The 17,773-nt window shown below is 47.0% G+C and carries 14 protein-coding genes and 1 riboswitch; of the genes, 4 read left to right on the forward strand and 10 right to left on the reverse strand.

Going from position 1 to position 17,773, the window contains the following annotated elements; all coding sequences use genetic code 11:
• Positions 1 to 23: 23 nt before the first annotated feature.
• Positions 24 to 2,093, reverse strand: coding sequence for an alpha-amylase family protein (locus tag ACFO4U_RS13190; protein WP_215244335.1), 2,070 nt, complete (start codon positions 2,091 to 2,093; stop codon positions 24 to 26).
• Between the two features lie 151 nt (positions 2,094 to 2,244).
• Here ACFO4U_RS13190 and ACFO4U_RS13195 point away from each other — a divergent pair, with 151 nt between their 5' ends.
• Positions 2,245 to 2,868 (forward strand): hypothetical protein, encoded by a 624-nt coding sequence (locus ACFO4U_RS13195; RefSeq protein WP_078146294.1) that lies wholly within the window; start codon positions 2,245 to 2,247, stop codon positions 2,866 to 2,868.
• A 39-nt stretch (positions 2,869 to 2,907) separates the two neighbouring features.
• Here ACFO4U_RS13195 and ACFO4U_RS13200 read toward each other — a convergent pair whose 3' ends face one another.
• Together ACFO4U_RS13200 and ACFO4U_RS13205 are read right to left on the reverse strand one after the other, a co-directional pair.
• Positions 2,908 to 4,950, reverse strand: coding sequence for a heavy metal translocating P-type ATPase (locus ACFO4U_RS13200; RefSeq protein ID WP_214691461.1), 2,043 nt, complete (start codon positions 4,948 to 4,950; stop codon positions 2,908 to 2,910).
• 110 nt (positions 4,951 to 5,060) lie between these two features.
• On the reverse strand, positions 5,061 to 5,423 hold the full coding sequence (locus ACFO4U_RS13205) for an ArsR/SmtB family transcription factor (protein ID WP_015880762.1): 363 nt from the start codon (positions 5,421 to 5,423) through the stop codon (positions 5,061 to 5,063).
• 149 nt (positions 5,424 to 5,572) lie between these two features.
• On the opposite strand from ACFO4U_RS13205, the gene yhfH reads away from it, so the two are divergent.
• Positions 5,573 to 5,731: a protein YhfH gene (gene yhfH, locus ACFO4U_RS13210; RefSeq protein WP_015880761.1), complete on the forward strand. Its 159-nt coding sequence runs from the start codon at positions 5,573 to 5,575 to the stop codon at positions 5,729 to 5,731.
• A 34-nt stretch (positions 5,732 to 5,765) separates the two neighbouring features.
• Here yhfH and ACFO4U_RS13215 read toward each other — a convergent pair whose 3' ends face one another.
• From ACFO4U_RS13215 to ACFO4U_RS13225, 3 genes are all read right to left on the reverse strand, one after another.
• A complete protein-coding gene (locus ACFO4U_RS13215) occupies positions 5,766 to 6,098 on the reverse strand; it encodes a fluoride efflux transporter FluC (protein WP_078147891.1) in 333 nt (110 codons plus the stop codon).
• Positions 6,099 to 6,108: 10 nt separating this feature from the next.
• Complete coding sequence (gene crcB / locus ACFO4U_RS13220) at positions 6,109 to 6,495, reverse strand: fluoride efflux transporter CrcB (protein WP_215244334.1); 387 nt, start codon at positions 6,493 to 6,495, stop codon at positions 6,109 to 6,111.
• Between the two features lie 79 nt (positions 6,496 to 6,574).
• The gene (locus ACFO4U_RS13225) at positions 6,575 to 7,777 is read right to left on the reverse strand and encodes an ornithine--oxo-acid transaminase (protein WP_015880758.1); all 1,203 of its coding nucleotides are present in this window, start codon (positions 7,775 to 7,777) and stop codon (positions 6,575 to 6,577) included.
• 155 nt (positions 7,778 to 7,932) lie between these two features.
• Here ACFO4U_RS13225 and ACFO4U_RS13230 point away from each other — a divergent pair, with 155 nt between their 5' ends.
• Positions 7,933 to 9,987: a sensor domain-containing protein gene (locus ACFO4U_RS13230; protein WP_031420968.1), complete on the forward strand. Its 2,055-nt coding sequence runs from the start codon at positions 7,933 to 7,935 to the stop codon at positions 9,985 to 9,987.
• Positions 9,988 to 10,004: 17 nt separating this feature from the next.
• Here ACFO4U_RS13230 and ACFO4U_RS13235 read toward each other — a convergent pair whose 3' ends face one another.
• Entirely contained in the window at positions 10,005 to 11,408 is a 1,404-nt protein-coding gene (locus ACFO4U_RS13235) for a basic amino acid/polyamine antiporter (RefSeq protein WP_215244333.1), read from the reverse strand.
• 223 nt (positions 11,409 to 11,631) lie between these two features.
• Between ACFO4U_RS13235 and ACFO4U_RS13240 the strand changes: the two genes are divergently transcribed.
• On the forward strand, positions 11,632 to 13,257 hold the full coding sequence (locus ACFO4U_RS13240; protein WP_215244332.1) for a peptide ABC transporter substrate-binding protein: 1,626 nt from the start codon (positions 11,632 to 11,634) through the stop codon (positions 13,255 to 13,257).
• Between the two features lie 347 nt (positions 13,258 to 13,604).
• On the opposite strand, the gene ACFO4U_RS13245 is transcribed toward ACFO4U_RS13240, so the two are convergent.
• From ACFO4U_RS13245 to ade, 3 genes are all read right to left on the reverse strand, one after another.
• Positions 13,605 to 15,197, reverse strand: coding sequence for a Na+/H+ antiporter NhaC family protein (locus tag ACFO4U_RS13245; protein ID WP_215244331.1), 1,593 nt, complete (start codon positions 15,195 to 15,197; stop codon positions 13,605 to 13,607).
• A 112-nt stretch (positions 15,198 to 15,309) separates the two neighbouring features.
• A riboswitch (Lysine riboswitch) is annotated at positions 15,310 to 15,484 on the reverse strand.
• 57 nt (positions 15,485 to 15,541) lie between these two features.
• On the reverse strand, positions 15,542 to 15,826 hold the full coding sequence (locus tag ACFO4U_RS13250; protein WP_015880753.1) for a hypothetical protein: 285 nt from the start codon (positions 15,824 to 15,826) through the stop codon (positions 15,542 to 15,544).
• 118 nt (positions 15,827 to 15,944) lie between these two features.
• On the reverse strand, positions 15,945 to 17,654 hold the full coding sequence (ade, locus tag ACFO4U_RS13255; protein ID WP_215244330.1) for an adenine deaminase: 1,710 nt from the start codon (positions 17,652 to 17,654) through the stop codon (positions 15,945 to 15,947).
• Positions 17,655 to 17,773: the final 119 nt, after the last annotated feature.

A 17,773-nucleotide genomic window follows, 5' to 3' on the forward strand; every position in this document is an offset into this window, starting at 1 on the left:
GTTATTCGGTTCAAGGCGTTTTTTCATCTCATCTCGTACACTTTGACTTCTCCCGGTTTCAAATCGACCACGAGATTCCAATTGTCATCAAACGAATGCTCCGCATACGGCCACGAATCAGGTGAATAGACCATCTCCGCAAAACGACTCGCATTCCAATTTCGACGTCTCACCCCATCAAGCGTGACAACTCCTCGTAGCGCATCTACCATGTTCGTATTCGCTACGATGAGCAACGTATCATTCGTTTCCGGTCGTAACCAAGCGAATCCAATGAACGGGGCGAACGGCTCATTTAAAACGAGCGGTTCAAAGTGATTCGGATCCACGAGCACATCTAACCATCGACGTCGAATTTCAGCCACTTGATGCATCACTTCAATCATTTCATCCCGTTCTGGATGATCCCAATGAAACTGATACGCATCAAAAAACGCAAGCTTGCCAAAATAAGGATCCGTCGGGAAGAGTTGATACGCCTCTTCCGGTCGACAATCGAGTCCAGTGTTCATCGGTTGTGTCTCATACAATTCGAGCCCCGAGTTCGTCATCGGAACCCCATTAGGCATAAATCCGTTCAACACCGTCAACAAGCGGCTTGCTTTTCGTCCGCCTTCCCGTGTCGCGAGTCGTCGCGTATCTGCCGTTTCACCTGCTGCAAATACCGGAAGAGGTAAAAAGCGTGAATCGTATAAGAATTGATGGGTTTCATGCGTGTTGAATCGCGGTTCTTTATAAAAACCATATCCGATAATCATATTATAGCCAGCGTCCTTCGCCGCCCAGGCTCCGGACTCGATGAGTTCTTCAGCGATAAAGCTGAAATTCGAATCGATGGCACGCGGTTGTTCCAAAATTCGTTGTGCTAAATCGACCGGAAGGGCATGCCCCATATCAATACGCGCTCCATCTATACCGTATTCCCGTTGATAGTGAGGAATGATATCAGCGAGCATCTCCCAAACAGGTTCATTGATCTCATTTCCTCGGAATTGATTGGATTTGATCGAGTCAAACAGGATATAAGGTGCAATGTTCGCATCGTTCACATAAGGTGCCGCTGCAAGCGGATGGTCTAAGAAAAGTCGGAAATAGGTTACGTCTGACCATGGTGGTTGCGGGTCATTGATACAATCCGAGAAAGCAGGTGCAGTTGTCAATCCGAACTCTCGTTCAATCATCGCCAATACGTTTTCTTCTGGATGCTCGAGCAACGTGTTACGTACACGATCCCATTTCTCCGCATCAATCAAATTCGGTGCCATGGAGAACCGTCGCAAGTGTTGCCATACGTCTTCTGAGTTATACACCATCGGCAAGAAAGCAAATTCCGGTTTGACGTTCTCCCCAATGCCCGGAACATATGGCGGATGATAGTAATCGACTTCCGTCAAGGGAATCCAGTAAAACCATTCCGGATTTTCTAAGATGAGACGGTTATCTCGGGCACACGTCCGCGGGATGACATCGATGACGACACGAATCCCTACCATGTGACAGGCCTCCACGAATGCGGCAAATTCTTCTTCGACCGTCATCTCGTCACCAGTTAACGTTTCCTTTAACTCTTCATCAATTGCGAAAAAGTCTTGAACGGCATAAGGAGAACCGAATTCACCCTTCTTGTTTTTATGGCTGTGTTGCGAAATCGGCAAGAGGAATAATGTATCGATCCCCATATAGAGAAGATGTGGAATCAATGCAAGCGTTTTCACAAAAGTGCCTGTGTCTTTCATTCCCACTGAATTCTCCCTTTCAACGTAACCCGACCCGTCATGGTCCCATGAGGTCGATGTACGAACTTGCATGGAGTAGACCGATGCCCGTTTGATCCAATCCCCCCCGGTTTGTAAATGTCCGTCTGCAAGCGCAATGGAAGTACGATAGTCGCGACTTTCATGTGCATACGGGAAAATCGTTTTTTCAATCGTTTCCAACAAGAAATCATATGGATTGACACGTTCCACCCCATCTCGAACCGGCTCGGAATGGAAACGCATACGATTCCAAAGACTCGGAATCTCATAGGTAAGATTGGTTCGCTTGTTTCGTAAAACCTGGCACAGCTTGTGTAACGTCGAGTTCTCTGACATATTGACTCTCCTTATGCATCTAATTGTCTTCTCTCATCAAGAGACACTACTCTTAATGATTATACATTTCCCCGTTTTTTCCTTTTTCAAAAAAATATTTTCTGTCGTTTTTTACAAAATCATGTACGATGTAGAAGAAAGGAGGGTCACGATGTCACAACGAAAGTGGATTTTATTATGGATCAGTTTATCAATCTTATCTATTTCGATTATTTTTATTTTTATTTTTCAATTGAAAGAAACAAATGAGCGTCTCGAAACCATTCAAGGCGAACAACTCGACTCCTATGAATCGATTGAAGACGTGATGTATTATAACGTCGAACGGGCAAATGCCATCCGTGGATTACTCGCATATGAAGACCGACACTTTTTAGAGATGTACTATAGCATGTCTCGACAAGCCAAAGACCTTAAACAATCCATCATCGATGACCCGGACACACCGAGCTCTGTCCTCGATTTACTCGAACGAGATGCCATTTGGGAAAAGGAAGCCGATCGCGTTCTCGTCATCTATGAAGAAGGCGACTTAGTGAAAGCGACGGCTGTCGCAGAAACGATGACAGAACTTCGGCAAACGATTTTAGAAGATTTACGGTCTCTCAAACAAATGCAATACAAAGACATTCATAAAGAGTTGATTGCGGCAGAGAATCAAGTATCTTTCTTGACACAAGTCCTTTTCACCATCACTTTTTTACTTCTTGCTATTATTGTCATCCTCACCTTTATGTTGTTGCGCATTAAAACGCATCACGACAGAATCGAATAAAAAAAGAAGTGTCTCAGGTACAAAACCGAGACACTTCTTTCATGATGTCATACGAAGTAACCGCGTCGCGTTCGCGATGGCAAGAAGCGCCACTCCCACGTCCGCAAATACCGCTTCCCACATCGTTGCGATGCCGAACAATCCTAAAAGCATGACAAGTGCTTTGATTCCAAAGGCAAAGAAAATATTTTGCCAGACGACGCGCTTCGTTCGTTTGCCTAGCTCAATGGCCCGAATGACATCCGTTGGCGCATCATGCATCAATACCACGTCCGCCGCCGTGACTGCTGTATCGCTTCCGACGCCACCCATGACGAGACCGACGTCTGCCCGGGCCAAAGCCGCCGCATCATTCATACCATCCCCGACAAAAGCAACTTTACGCGTTCCGAGCATCCGTTCGATTGCCTCCACTTTCTCGTGCGGCAGCAACTCCCCTCGTACTTCATCCAATCCGAGTTGCTTGCCAATTTTTGTAGCGACTTCTCGACGATCTCCAGATAGCATGACCGTCTGGATTCCGATTCGTTTCAATTGTTCGATTGCAGCCATCGCATCCGGCTTTACCGTATCCATCAGTTCGATTCGTCCAAGCCAACGATTATTCTTCATCACATGTACATTCGTCCCGATTGACGAATCTGCAATCACTTGACCTAACCGTTCCATGTAACGGGCACTCCCTACATACACCTCGTCGTCACCATCTCGTGCACGGAGACCATATCCCGGCTCCTCTTGAATCGAATCAAACGATTGAACCTCCCCAGCACGACGGACGATTGCTTGCGCAAGAGGATGATTGGATGCTTGTTCGACACGGGCAGCTAACCGTAACAGTTCATCGCTAGTGATGCCGTCTGTCGTCACGATATCGGTCACTTCAAATCGCCCGGTCGTCAATGTCCCTGTTTTGTCGAAGACCACTGTATCCACTTCAGTCAACGTGTCAAGGAACTCGCCACCTTTTACAAGAATCCCTTGTTTCGATCCAGAACCGATCCCCCCGAAATAACCTAACGGGATAGAAATCACAAGTGCACACGGGCAACTGATGACGAGAAAAATCAAGGCCCGGTAAATCCATTCATTTAAGTCCCCGACAAACAAGGGTGGAATGAATGCGACAAGTGTAGCCATGACTACCACGATCGGCGTGTAGACTTTTGCCAATCGTGTGATCATTTGTTCCGTTTTTGCTTTCTTTCCATTCGCCTCTTCGACGAGAGCAATCATTTTTTGAAGGCTCGACTCAGCCGCGAGTTTCGTCGTTTCAACGACGAGGCGCCCCTCGATATTGACCATACCTGCCAACACTTCCTCGCCCGCGCTCACTTGCCTTGGAACGGATTCACCTGTCATAGACGATGTATTTAGGGAACTCGCCCCACTCACGACGAATCCGTCCATCGGGACTAGTTCTCCTGAACGAATGACGAGATGTGACCCAACCGACACGTCTTCCGGCAATCGTTCCATTTCCTGACCCGCCTCGAGTACACGCGCCCGGGTCGGTTTCATATTCAACAAGGACTGAATCGATTTTCGGGAGGCGCGTACCGCCCGTCCTTGCACGTATTCACCGAGCTGATAAAACAGCATGACTGCTACCGCTTCCGGGTATTCTGAAATGGCGAATGCCCCGATTGTCGCAATGGTCATTAAAAATTTCTCGTCAAACCATTCCCGGTTCCATACGTTCCGGACCGCACCGTATACGACGTCGTAGCCAGCAAGTGAATATGCCGCAATGAATCCTAAAGTCGAATCTGTCCAAATGGCCATCGAAAAAATAAGAGCGGCTGTGAGAAATCTCCAAAGCGTCCAATCTCGTCCTTCGGTTTGATCATCATCTTGTTTTACAAACTTCGCTCCCGGTTCAATCCGCCCCATCGTCTGCTCAATTGACTGAAGCATCTTGTCACGGTTCGACGGGTCCACCCATTCAATCACCATACGACTCGTCGCAAAATCAATTTGACAAGATGCGACTTCTTCACGTTTCGATACATCTCGCTCAATCTTAGCTGCACAATTCGTACAGGTAATACCGGACACAGAAAGTACGTCTCGATTTCTCATCATATCCCCCTAACATTCAAACGTTCATTTGAATATATCGTAACGTGAATTTTAATCGAAGACAAGTACCAAAAAAATGACCGCCCCTCGAATGGGGACGGTCATTGAACTTAAACGTCTTTTTGTTCTTCACTGTGTGTCAATGCAATTTCAACGAGCTGTCTCACATGCTCATCATCCAATGAATAATAAACGACTTTCCCTTCTTTACGATACTTTACCAACCCTTGTTCGAGTAATGTCCGTAAATGGTGAGATGCGGTCGCGTTAGAGTGACCGATAACGGCCGCCACATCGCATACACATAGTTCATGTTCGAGCGTCAACACATACAGCACTTTTAGACGGGTCGGATCAGCGAACGCTTTAAACAAACGACTGACTCGAGGCGCATCTAATTGCGCCAAGGCGGTTTGTAGCGTTGGAACGTCCTCTGATTGAATTCCAATCGTTTCACACTGTGGCACTTTCATTTTTTTCACCTCGTCTTTTGATGTGTATAGTGTAGCAAAAAATCCTGAATATATCTGTTATATATTATGGTTGACTTAATGTCATCTGTTATAATACAATCATGACAACAACCAATACTGTGACACATCTACGAAGGAGGCATTTTCATATGAATGAATGGGCGAGCCGACTCGAATCATCTGTCGAGTTTTATCAAAAACTACCGGACAAAACGTGCCAGGAATGCGGGAAGCATATGGATGAACAGTGCGAATCATACGAAACGACTTGTGCTTCATGTACCGAGAAGCTTCAACTTGCAGAATAAAACAACGCCCCTTCGAGATGGAAGGGGCGTTGTTTCAGATTGACCAGCCGATATAAGCAGCCAGTATTCCAAACAGATATGTGGCAAGGAGATAAAGTCCGAATCGAATCCAGTCTTTTGTCGCAAACCGCATCAATTCAAGTTTCAAAGTCGAAAACGTCGTAAACGACCCTAAAAATCCAATCCCTAAAAAGAGAAGGAGCGACGGATGGCTCGTGTGGGCATATAAATACCCAAGAGCAAACGAACCCGACACATTGACGAATAATGTTGCAAATGGAAAGGTGGAATCAGACCACCGTTTCATCAGTTGACCGATAGCAAAACGACACATCGCACCAAAAAAGGCACCTGTCGCAATCCACATAATTGTCACTCTATTTCACCTCACCTTTTCGTCTCACGCCGACACGATAACCAAGCCATGAGCTCCCGAGTCCAAGCGTGATACTCAAAAAGACGTATAGAAGCGCCAACCCTATCCGACTTTCGTCTAATAATCGAATCGTTTCAACGCTAAACGTGGAGAATGTAGTGAAGGAACCAATCATTCCAGTCCCCACAATCGTGACGAATTGAGGAGAAAGTTTACCCGTTCGAAGAAACATGTGAGTCAACCACCCTAACAAAAAACTACCGCTGAGATTGATGAGCAATGTCGAAACCGGGAATGCGCTCGGTCCAATCGAATCGATCATCATACCAAGGCCATAGCGTGCCAAAGCACCGACCGCCCCTGCCAATCCGACATATACGTAAATCATTCAACTCCTCCTCCACGAAAAAGACACCTGCTAGGCAGGTGTCGATTGAACTGACTTCATTATACCAAGCTGACGCTTCTTACGAAATAGCTGCGGGAGCCAATACGGCTTCGATTGCTTCGAATGCTTGGTCGAGTTCTTCTTTCGTGATCACAAGCGGTGGTGCCAATCGAATCACGGTTTCATGTGTTTCTTTACAGAGAAGTCCCCGCTCTTTTAGCGCCTCACAATAAGGACGAGCCGACTCCGTCAACTCAATGCCGATAAAGAGTCCACGTCCGCGAACGTCACGAATCATCGGATTGTCGATCGACTTCAAGCGATCCATGAAGTACGTCCCGAGTTCTAGCGAACGTTCCGGTAGGTTTTCTTCTTCTAACACTTCAAGAGCCGCGACGGAGACAGCCGAAGCAAGCGGGTTTCCACCAAACGTCGACCCGTGCGAGCCTGGGTTGAAGACCGAAAGAATCTCCTGATCAGCTGCAACACATGAGATTGGGAAGACTCCGCCTCCGAGTGCTTTTCCGAGAATATACATATCCGGTGTGACGTCTTCCCACTCGATGGCAAACCACTTTCCAGAACGACCAAGTCCAGACTGAATTTCATCTGCGACGAAGAGGACATTATGTTCTTTACAGAGCTCAGATGCCCGCTTCAAATAACCAGCCGGCGGAATGATGATTCCAGCTTCCCCTTGAATCGGTTCAACGATGAACGCAGCTGTATTCTCTGTGATCGCCGCTTCGAACGCGTCGATATCACCGTATGGCACAACTTTGAACCCTGGCAATAATGGTCCGAATCCACGCTGATATTCCGCTTCTGTCGACATCGACACAGCAGCCATCGTCCGTCCATGGAAGTTTCCTGAGCAGACGATGATTTCCGCTTGTCCCGGAATGCCCTTCACGTCATATGCCCAACGACGTGCTGTCTTCACGGCCGTCTCGACCGCTTCTGCACCCGTGTTCATCGGTAACACCATCTGTTTCTTTGTAAGCGTTACCACTTTGTCGTAAAAACGTCCGAGTTGATCGTTATAAAAGGCGCGCGACGTCAACGTGATCTTATCCGCTTGATCTTTAAGCGCTTGGATGATCTTCGGATGACAGTGTCCCTGATTGACAGCAGAGTATGCACTTAACATATCCATGTAGCGATTCCCCTCAGGATCGGTTACCCAAATCCCTTTCGCCTCCGAAATGACAATCGGTAGTGGATGATAGTTATGTGCCCCGAACTTCTCTGTCAATTCAATCACATCATGTGTTTTTGACATATTGTTTCCCCCTTATTCAAAACTATCTTACTCTTTCAGTATATGACGTCCCTCTTTCTTTTGACAATGACGAACTTAAGCATTCCTTGAATTGGCAAAATCAGGTACACTGACATTAGAATATGCATTTAGCATGACAGATTGGAGGAAATGATGTGGCTTCATTGCGTGATTTACCAGTAGATGAATTCATCGATGCTTTATCTGTTCCGTGTTGTTATATTTCTCAAGATGGTACGGTCCTATTATGGAATACGCATGCCGAAGTTTTATTCGGCTGGGAACGTGACGAAGTCCTCCATCAACCGCTGCCGGTCGTCCGGCAATTAGATCATGCTCTCGAAACATGGTCGCCGCTCCTCCTTCAATATCCATTCTCGACAACGGCGATGACGCCGTTTCAACATAAGGATGGCTCCGTCATCTATGCGACTGCCTACCTGCAATCTTTTTCGCTCGAAGGGATTTATGGTTATTTTTTAGCGTTTCTCCCAAAAGGATTTGGACCGCTCATCAGTACAGAACAGTTCAATCTACTTCATCATTTTCAAGAGATGATCAAACAGTCCACGCATTACTTGGCGACAAATGCGAAAGGCGAGATTGTAGACATCAATCCTTCGTTATGCCGTCTACTCGATGCGACGGAGCAACAGCTAATCGGACGCGAATGGTTCGAACTCATTCATGATTCAAGTGAACAGGACGGGATTTCGCGTAACGTTTTAAAATCACTTGCGACCAATCGGATTTGGAACGGTGAGATGCCGATCTCCTGTAAGCAACATGAGTCAGAGCCGTGTTGGCTTAACTTGACTGTCGTACCGATTGTTAGTGAGAAGAATGAAGTGATTCAATATACCGCATTCGGATTTGATGTGTCGGAAAAGAAACGTCTTGAAAAAGAAGTCCAGTTCCTCGCTTATCAAAATGAGTTGACCGGACTTTATAATAAAAAAGGGTTTTTACGTCGCTACGACTCAATCCTTCGACAAATCGATGAGCGAGAAGGTCTCCTTCATATTGCCTTGTTTGATATCGACCGCTTCAAAATTATCAATGAGTCATTCGGGTCTCGCGTTGGGAACGAACTTCTCATCCAAATCAAAGAGCGCGCACTGCATCTTATTCCGGAATCCGCTCTTTTATTCCATCCTACGGGCGGACTGTTCGGTGTCATGTTCTTCGAGGAATCGAAAGAAGAAGTGTTCCAAGTACTCCGACATCTGCAACACGAACTGCAACGTCCGTTCCGGATTTACCATCACTCCATCATGGTATCGATTTCGATCGGATGCGTATTTTATCCGTCTTCGACAAGTTCACTCGAGGAACTGTATACACGTGCTGAAAGTGCCCTCTTCAAAGGGAAACAGATTGGCGTCGGTACGATTCAATTTGTGACAAAAGATATGGATGCCGCTTTCTCGAGACAAATCCATATTGAGAAGGCGATGTACCGAGCCCTTGAAGAAAAGCATTTTTATCTTGAGTATCAACCAAAGTATGAACTTGCCACAGACCGGCTCATCGGTTTTGAGGCACTCCTTCGTTGGCATCACGACGAACTGGGACAAATCCCGCCTTCAGAGTTCATTCCGCTCGCGGAAGAGATGGCACTCATCGTTCCCATCAACAACTGGGTCATCTTAGAGGCAACGAAACAACTGAAAGCCTGGAAAGCCGAGTTCGATCAACCGCTCTCGATGGCAATCAACATTTCGCCTAATCAATTCCGAAGCGACAGTTTTTTGAATACGTTACGAAACATCAAGCAACAACTCCAGCTCGACCCGGCAGACGTCATTTTGGAGATCACGGAAAGTCTTGTCATGCAACAAACTGATGAAATCATCGAACGCATGGAACAAATCAAGCGCTTGAACTATCGACTGTCGATTGACGATTTCGGAACAGGCTTCTCGTCCTTGCAGTATTTGAAGTCCTTCCCGGTCGATGAACTCAAAATCGATAAAGTCTTTCTCGATGATTGGATGGCGTCCAAATCTCATCTCCTCGATGTCATCGTCCATCTTGGGAAGAGTTTAAATCTCCACGTCGTCGCAGAGGGAGTCGAAGATGAAGAGATGTTGGCACACTTAAAGTCGACAGATTGCGATTCTTTCCAGGGCTATTTATATGCGAGACCTGCTTCACCAAGTGTAATCGAACAATTACTCCGATCATCAAAAAACTCACCGGACGCTTGAGACGCCGGTGAGTTTTCTTATAGGGCAATCGCGGCTGTCCAAAGTCCATAAATGCCATAGGTCGCACATAATAGAATAATCAAGGCAATCATCGACTGGGTACGGGTCAAGAACGGTCGTCCTTGTTCCCGTTCTGCCAAAAGAAAGACGAAGATGCCGGGTGCGTATAGAATCATCGCAATCAAGACATACTCGACTCCCGAAGCGTAGAGTAACCAGGCGGCGTATAGCGAGGCAATCCCGGAAACGACCATCAACCGTAGCGACGTCGTCCGCTTCGCCTCCATCCATCCATAGAGTGCCGAGAATAGATAAGGAACGAGTGCTGCGATTCCAGCGATGCTTGAAAGCACGAGATACGTCTGTTCTGAAAACAAGGCGATGGCCGTAACGACTTGAGTGAACGCTTGGGTGATGAATAGCGCGTTTACCGGTGTCTCGTTCGCATTCAAACGGTGAAATACTTTCGGAAACACCCCATCTCGGCTCGCTACGTACGAAATCTCCGTCGCTAAAATCGTCCAGCCGAGCAATGCGCCTGTTAATGACACGAGCAGTCCGATGTTAATCAATGTTGCGCCGAACGGGCCGACGACCGCTTCTAACACATATGCCATCGACGGTTCAGGCAACGCAGCGAGTTGCTCCTGTGTCATGACACCAAACGAGAAGATGGAAATCATCATATATATCAATAAAGTTCCAATCAGACCAATGACCGTGGCACGACCGACATCTTTTTTATGACGTGCGCGCGACGACAACACGACCGCTCCCTCGATCCCGACAAACGCCCAAAGTGTGACGAGCATCGTTGACTTCACTTGTGGAAACACATCCGCCCAAACAAACCCTGTTTCTCCCCAAAAATCGACTTGGAACGTATCTATTTTAAACGCGAATAGGATCAACACGATGAACAAGATAATCGGGACGAGTTTCGCAATCGTTGTCACGATATTGAGAAGTGCCGCTTCACGCATCCCACGTGAAATGAGCCAAAATAAGCCCCAAATCAAAACGACACTCACAAACAAGCGAAACAGTCGGTGTTCTGCTGAGAATATAGGAAAAAAATAAGCCAATGTACTGAAAATCAATGTGATATTGGCTACCGTCCCAATCCAAGCCGACATCCAGTACCCCCATCCGCTGTTGAATCCCACAAACTTCCCGAAACCTTCACGGGCATAGGCGTAAATTCCGCCTTCTAGCTCTGGTCGCGTGTTTGCTAAAAACTGAAACACGAAGGCGAGCATAATCATGCCGACACCCGTAATCCCCCATCCAATTAAAACTGGTCCGACCCCCGCCCCTTGTGCCATTGCACCAGGCAGGTTAAACGCACCTCCACCAATCATGGTCCCGACGACCATTGCCGCAAGACCGAAAAAGCCGATTCCGGCTGAATGTTGTTTCAAGTTAACGCCTCCACTACTATCCTATCTGTACGAATAACTATACAAAAATATTGTATAATCATTCGTTGATTTTTCTATTCTACTTCCTGAAAGGATTGATGAATAGTCATTCTAAATAAGTTTATATTTTCGGATAATTTGAAAAATTCCATTGCATATTCATGTCAGATGTAGTTTAATTACAACATATTCTAAATTATCAGAATTTTCGGGAGGTTGTATGATGCGTAACAAAAAATGGTTAGCGTTATCGGGGGTCGCATTATTGGCGACGGCTGCTTGTAGCACAGGAGATGACTCATCAAGTTCAGAAGGTTCATCTTCGAGCGATGCGAAAAAAGAAATCACAATGGTATCGGCGACGGACTTGCCGCAGCTCGATCCGACACTGACAACAGACTCGACATCGATCATCGTGACAAACAACGTGTTCGAAGGATTGTATCGTCTAGATGAGAACAACCAACCGACACCGGGGATTGCCGAAGATGTCGAAGTATCTGAGGATGGACTTACATACACGTTCAAGTTACGTGACGCAAACTGGTCAGACGGTTCTCCAATTACAGCTGAAGACTTCGTTTACTCTTGGAAACGTGCCCTCAATCCTGAAACAGGTGCAGAGTATGCCTATATTCTTCAAGACTTGAAAAACGCGAACAAAATCCTTGCGGGTGAAATGTCGCTCGACGACCTCGGCGCAAAAGCGATTGACGAAAAAACGCTTGAAGTACAATTGGAAGCACCAGCTCCTTATTTCTTAGGTTTGACTGGATTCCCAACGTATATGCCGCAAAAACAAGAGTACGTCGAAGAGCAAGGCGAAGAGTTCGCAACATCTGTCGACAAGACACTCTATAACGGACCTTACGTCTTGAGCGAGTGGCAAGACAATGCAGGATGGGTTTACAAGAAGAACCCTGAATATTGGGATGCTGAAAACGTCAAGATGGACACGATCAACGTCAAAGTCGTAAAAGACGTATCGACTGGGGTCAACTTGTTCGAGTCGGGTGAAGCGGACTACACGCTCCTCTCTTCTGAATTCGTTCCGCAATTCGAAGACAGCGACGAGTTCAAAACGCGTGCCGATGCTCGAATCAACTTCCTTCGTTTCAACCAAAAGAACGAAGCGCTCCAAAACGTCAACATCCGTGAAGCACTTGCGAAAGGATTCGACAAACAGAGTGTGACAGATGTCATCTTAACAGATGGATCGCAACCGGCGAACTATATCGTAGCGAAAGACTTCACGTTCACAGAAGACGGAGCTGACTTCCGTGAGAAGTATCCAGACCTCCTCAACTACAACGTAGATGAAGCAAAAGCCGCGTGGGAAAAAGGATTAGAAGAATTAGATGTTGAAACAATCGAACTCGAGTTCCTCTCACGTGACGAAGAAGCGTTCAAGAAAGTGAACGAGTTCATCAAAGGCGAACTTGAGAAGAACTTGCCTGGTTTGACACTTAACATCAAACAGCAACCGTTCAAAAACTTCCTTGATCTTGAAGGGAAAGGCGAATATGACGTTTCTGCAGCTGGTTGGGGCCCTGACTATCAGGATCCGATGACATACCTCGACATGTGGGTCACAGACGGACCGTTTAACCGTATGGAGTACTCGAATGACGAATATGATCAGTTGATTCAATCTGCGAAGAAAGAAGCCGATCAGATGAAACGTTGGGAAGCAATGCAAGAAGCAGAACGCATCCTTCTCGAAGAAGACTTTGCCATCGCTCCGATTTATCAAAAAGGTGAGGCATACTTAGAGCGTTCAAACATCGAGAACATGTACCGTCACCCGTTCGGTGCCGATGCAAGTTTCAAGTGGCTTGACGTGAAATAATGATTGTAACCTCCTTGATTCCTACATGGACCAGGGAGGTTTTTCTGTCGTGAAAGTCTCTCTATAAAGAGTTTGACACTGCGGTTCACCTTATTAGCTGTCACGATCTGCATCATGAATGTATCTGGATTGGATGACAAGCACATCTACTTCGCCTCCATTTTGGTTGCTCGAGACACCTTGGTTTTCTTTGTACGTCATTCATCTTCATTACCACAGCCTATCACTGGACATCATAGTTCCCTTTTGGTTCATTCTCGGTAAACTACTCGACCGTCTCACTTATGCAGTGACAACCGCACATAAAAAATGACTTCCATCGATTTGATGGAAGTCATTTTCATATATCACGCCTCACGCTTTGCGCGAAGTTCTGCAGGTACTTTCCCACGTTTTGAAATCACTTCTGCGATTCCTACCAATACGATAAACGAAATCAATGCAGCGAAGAATCCGATCCAAATCGATGCTGTAATCCCGAGCACCAAGTAACCGATCGCTGACACGACCGCTGCAAGAATAGCATACGGCAATTGTGTCACCACGTGGTCGATGTGGTGCGAGCCCGCTCCTGTTGAGCTGAGAATCGTTGTATCGGAAATTGGTGAACAGTGGTCACCAAACACCGCACCGGCCAATACAGCCGCAAGTGACGCGAGAAGGAGTTCCGGTTCAACAGCCATGATCAAGTCGGCACCGATCGGAAGCATCAAACCAAATGTTCCCCAACTCGTTCCTGTCGAGAATGCCATGATTCCGGCAATCAAGAAGAGAAGGAGTGGCAAGTAAGATGCAGCGATTGTATCTGTCACGAAGCTCGCCAAGTATTCACCAGTCTTCATGTCGCTGATGACCGCAATGATTGTCCAAGCAAACAAGAGAATCAAGACAGCCGGCCACATGGCACGAACGCCTTCCCATGCCGCTTTTCCATAGTCACGTGTTGGGATTTTACGACCAATGAGAAGCAAGAATGCGACAATCAAACTGATGACAACACCCGCAACGAGTGAGCGTGTCACGTCTGTCGATTCGAAGGCTCCAATCAACGAGAAGTCTTGACCGTCAGCCGCGAGCGCTTGACCACCCGTGTAAAGCATCGCTGACACTGTCGCGATGATAAGCGTGATAATTGGTACGATCAAATCACGTACTTTTCCACCTTCGTGCTCGTGTAAATCTTCGCTCATTCCCATCGGCTTTCCTTTTGCCGAATCATACAACTCCCCTTGGAGGGCACGAAGTTCGTGCGTGCGCATCGGTCCGATGGCAAGTCCAGTGAATGCCACATATGCTGTCAAGAGTAGTGCGAAGACGGCATAGAAGTTCATTGGGATGATTTGAATGAATGCAGAGAATGACGAATAGCTGTCAATCGAGTATTTTGCCAAAATACCTGCGATGATGGCGATGATATATGCACCCCAACTTGAAAGCGGGCTGATGACACAGACAGGTGCTGCCGTTGAGTCAATCATGTAAGCCAACTTTGCACGTGAGATGTTTTTACGGTCTGTGAGTGGACGACTGATGTTTCCGACCGCCAAGCTATTGAAGTAGTCATCGATAAAAATCAAAATACCAAGTCCGAATGAGACGAGACGTGCACCGCGTGCTGTCTTGACGTTCGACGCAGCCCATTCACCAAATGCGCGTGCGCCACCTGATGTTTGAATGATTGACGATAAAATCCCGAGAAGGAGCAAGAACGCAATCAACAAGACGTTCCATTCGTTGATGGCTCCATCCGCCCAGAATAAAGCGATGATGTTCGACCACAAATATTGAATCGAATCAATTGGATTGAAGTTATGCAAGAGAAGGACTCCTGCGATGATCCCGACACCGAGTGATGGGATGACCTTTCGTGTTGTGATTGCCATAATAATTGCAAGTAATGCCGGTACGAGTGAGAGTACCGATGTTGAATAATCTACCATGCTGAATTCCTCCTTTTTTATTAGGATGAGGCCCCCCTATGCTTAAAAAAACGCAAAGCGAGGGCATCGGCAACAAAGCCGACACCCTCGCTGGATGTTCCGTCTTTCTTAGCCGACTTGGAGCGCTCCATACGTAAATATGTATGGCAGTCCGACGGGTATTTCCCGTCAGCCCAGCACAACCCCACGGACATGGTGTTGCACTTCGGCGATCCTGCCTTTTTGTAGTCCTCATCGTTGTCATCCTCCGACTACTTACTCATCAGCATCGCACCTCTACCTCATCGATAGCACGAATATTCATTTAAAGTTACGTCTAAATTATCACAGGTTGGTGTCACATATCAATAGTTTTTTTCATCACGAATGATTCGCTTCAAGACAGCGAGTGCTTCTTGGTCATTCGTTTCCACCGCTTTAAAGAAGTCGTTGAAGAAGTGATACAACACGAATCGGTCAGCGTGAGACTTCGTCTGTTCTTTAATCGTAGAGAAAATGAGTCGTCGTAAACGACGTTTTGTCTGAGTTTCTTCTGGTAGTTCTTCGCATCGGTCCTTGAAAGCACGATATACAGAATTGATCAATTCCTCATGTTCATCATACGACCGATTGTAAGCAACTTGTTCCATCTGTAATATCCCCCCTTTCAATGTTGACCCGATGAAACTTGACGTAACTATACCAACTTCCCGTCACGCATTCAATCGTTATCGGCGGTTCTTAACAAAAATCATACGTTAGACCGAGTCAAGCGTTGATGAATGAGAACGTGGTCACGTCGAACAATCCCATATCGGTCAATTTCAAGTCAGGAATGACCGGTAAGGCGAGGAAGGACATCGTCAAATACGGATTGAAATGACGATGGGCTCCCACGACATCTAGCGCATCATTGAGCTGTTCCAGAATCTCTGCCACTTCACGATATGGTCGCTTCGTCATCAGTCCACCAATCTCGAGCGGAAGGACAGCAAGCACTTCTCCTTCCGATACGGCGACGACCCCTCCCCCTACTTTTTCAAGCGTTTTCGCCGCGAGCAACATGTCTTCCGGGCTGACCCCGGCGACGACCAAGTTATGGCTGTCATGGGCAACCGTGGCTGCTAGGGCACCTCGTTTCAAGCCGAATCCCGTTACCGGGGCAAGAGCCATATGGCCTGTCCCGTGATGGCGTTCGATGACGGCAAGCGTCGCGATATCCTGCAATAAATCTGCGCCTGATGCGTCTGGTTGGAACGTGAGACGCTGTCGTTTCGTCAACAAGCTGTTCGGAAGCACTTGAATGACATCGATTTCTTCTTCACTTGCGGCAAGTCGGAACGACTCGGCGGTCAATTCGGGTAAAGCGAGCTCACCTTTCATCGGTTTTGGCACTTCAATTCCTTCCGATTCAAACGTCGCATTCCCCTTCTCCGCGACGAGCGTACCATTCACATAGACTTGTTCGATTTTTACCGATTCGACGTCTGACAAGATAACGAAGTTCGCCTTCTTACCAGGTGCGATCGCCCCGACCTCTTTTAATCCATAGGCCTCTGCGGCATGTAGACTTGCGATGGCATAGGCCGTTTCCGGCTTAACCCCTTGCTTGATGGCGGTACGGATGTTGTAGTCGATTCCACCTTCCGCGACCAAGTCATCCAAATGCTTATCATCCGTACAGAAAAGGAAGCGGTGGGCATTGCTTTCCGTAACGGCTAGGCTCACCTTCTCCACGTTTCGAGCAACGGACCCTTCCCGAATTTGAACGTAGAATCCACGTCGCACTCGTTCAATCGCCTCTTCCGCAGTCGTACATTCATGATCCGTCATGATTCCTGCTGAGCGATATACATTCAATTGATCGGGGTTGAGACCTGAAGCATGTCCATCCACGACTTTACCCGCTTGTTCCGTCTGCGCGATCTTTTGAAGCATGTCTTCACTTCCAGCTTCAACTGATGGATAGTCCATGACTTCACCTAGGCCATGCACCCCTGGATCTCCTAAAAACGGTACCAAATCTTCTGCATACAGTTTTGCGCCCGCATGTTCGAACGGTGTCGCTGGTACACAACTCGGAAGCATCATCCGAACGTCGAGTGGAAGTCCTTTCGCATCTGCTAACATGTACTCAATCCCGAGTGCTCCGTTCACATTCGCAATCTCATGAGGGTCAGCAATCACCGTTGTGACACCAAGTGGTAAGACTGCTTTCGCAAATTCATGCGGGGGGACCATCGATGACTCGATATGGACGTGCGAATCGATAAAGGACGGCGCAAGCGTCCACGTCGGATCGTGATACTCGACCTCTCCATCGTACCCTTCCCCAATAGCCACGATATATCCTGCGTCGATGGCGACGTCTGTACGAATCGTCTCACGACTGTACACGTCAATCACTGCGACGTCTTTAAAGACGACGGCCGCTTTCTTTTTCTTTGCGGCGATGTCAATCAAATGTTGTTTCTCCATCTCTTGATCTCCTTATTCAATGTATTTTAACTATCTTACCAAGAATATTCTTTTCGTTGCAATTTCTTTTTCAAGTTGTGCGACAATGATAACATATCTTTCTGAAAGGGGTTACAACG

Origin of the sequence: Exiguobacterium profundum (genome assembly GCF_042652865.1) — a bacterium.
GTDB lineage: Bacteria > Bacillota > Bacilli > Exiguobacteriales > Exiguobacteriaceae > Exiguobacterium > Exiguobacterium profundum.

Excerpts from the sequence above, each read along its gene's own strand:
- ACFO4U_RS13190 (WP_215244335.1), bottom strand. The coding sequence starts at position 2,093 with ATGTCAGAGAACTCGACGTTACACAAGCTGTGCCAGGTTTTACGAAAC.
- ACFO4U_RS13195 (WP_078146294.1), top strand. The coding sequence starts at position 2,245 with ATGTCACAACGAAAGTGGATTTTATTATGGATCAGTTTATCAATCTTA.
- ACFO4U_RS13200 (WP_214691461.1), bottom strand. The coding sequence starts at position 4,950 with ATGAGAAATCGAGACGTACTTTCTGTGTCCGGTATTACCTGTACGAAT.
- ACFO4U_RS13205 (WP_015880762.1), bottom strand. The coding sequence starts at position 5,423 with ATGAAAGTGCCACAGTGTGAAACGATTGGAATTCAATCAGAGGACGTT.
- yhfH (WP_015880761.1), top strand. The coding sequence starts at position 5,573 with ATGAATGAATGGGCGAGCCGACTCGAATCATCTGTCGAGTTTTATCAA.
- ACFO4U_RS13215 (WP_078147891.1), bottom strand. The coding sequence starts at position 6,098 with ATGTGGATTGCGACAGGTGCCTTTTTTGGTGCGATGTGTCGTTTTGCT.
- crcB (WP_215244334.1), bottom strand. The coding sequence starts at position 6,495 with ATGATTTACGTATATGTCGGATTGGCAGGGGCGGTCGGTGCTTTGGCA.
- ACFO4U_RS13225 (WP_015880758.1), bottom strand. The coding sequence starts at position 7,777 with ATGTCAAAAACACATGATGTGATTGAATTGACAGAGAAGTTCGGGGCA.
- ACFO4U_RS13240 (WP_215244332.1), top strand. The coding sequence starts at position 11,632 with ATGCGTAACAAAAAATGGTTAGCGTTATCGGGGGTCGCATTATTGGCG.
- ACFO4U_RS13245 (WP_215244331.1), bottom strand. The coding sequence starts at position 15,197 with ATGGTAGATTATTCAACATCGGTACTCTCACTCGTACCGGCATTACTT.
- ACFO4U_RS13250 (WP_015880753.1), bottom strand. The coding sequence starts at position 15,826 with ATGGAACAAGTTGCTTACAATCGGTCGTATGATGAACATGAGGAATTG.
- ade (WP_215244330.1), bottom strand. The coding sequence starts at position 17,654 with ATGGAGAAACAACATTTGATTGACATCGCCGCAAAGAAAAAGAAAGCG.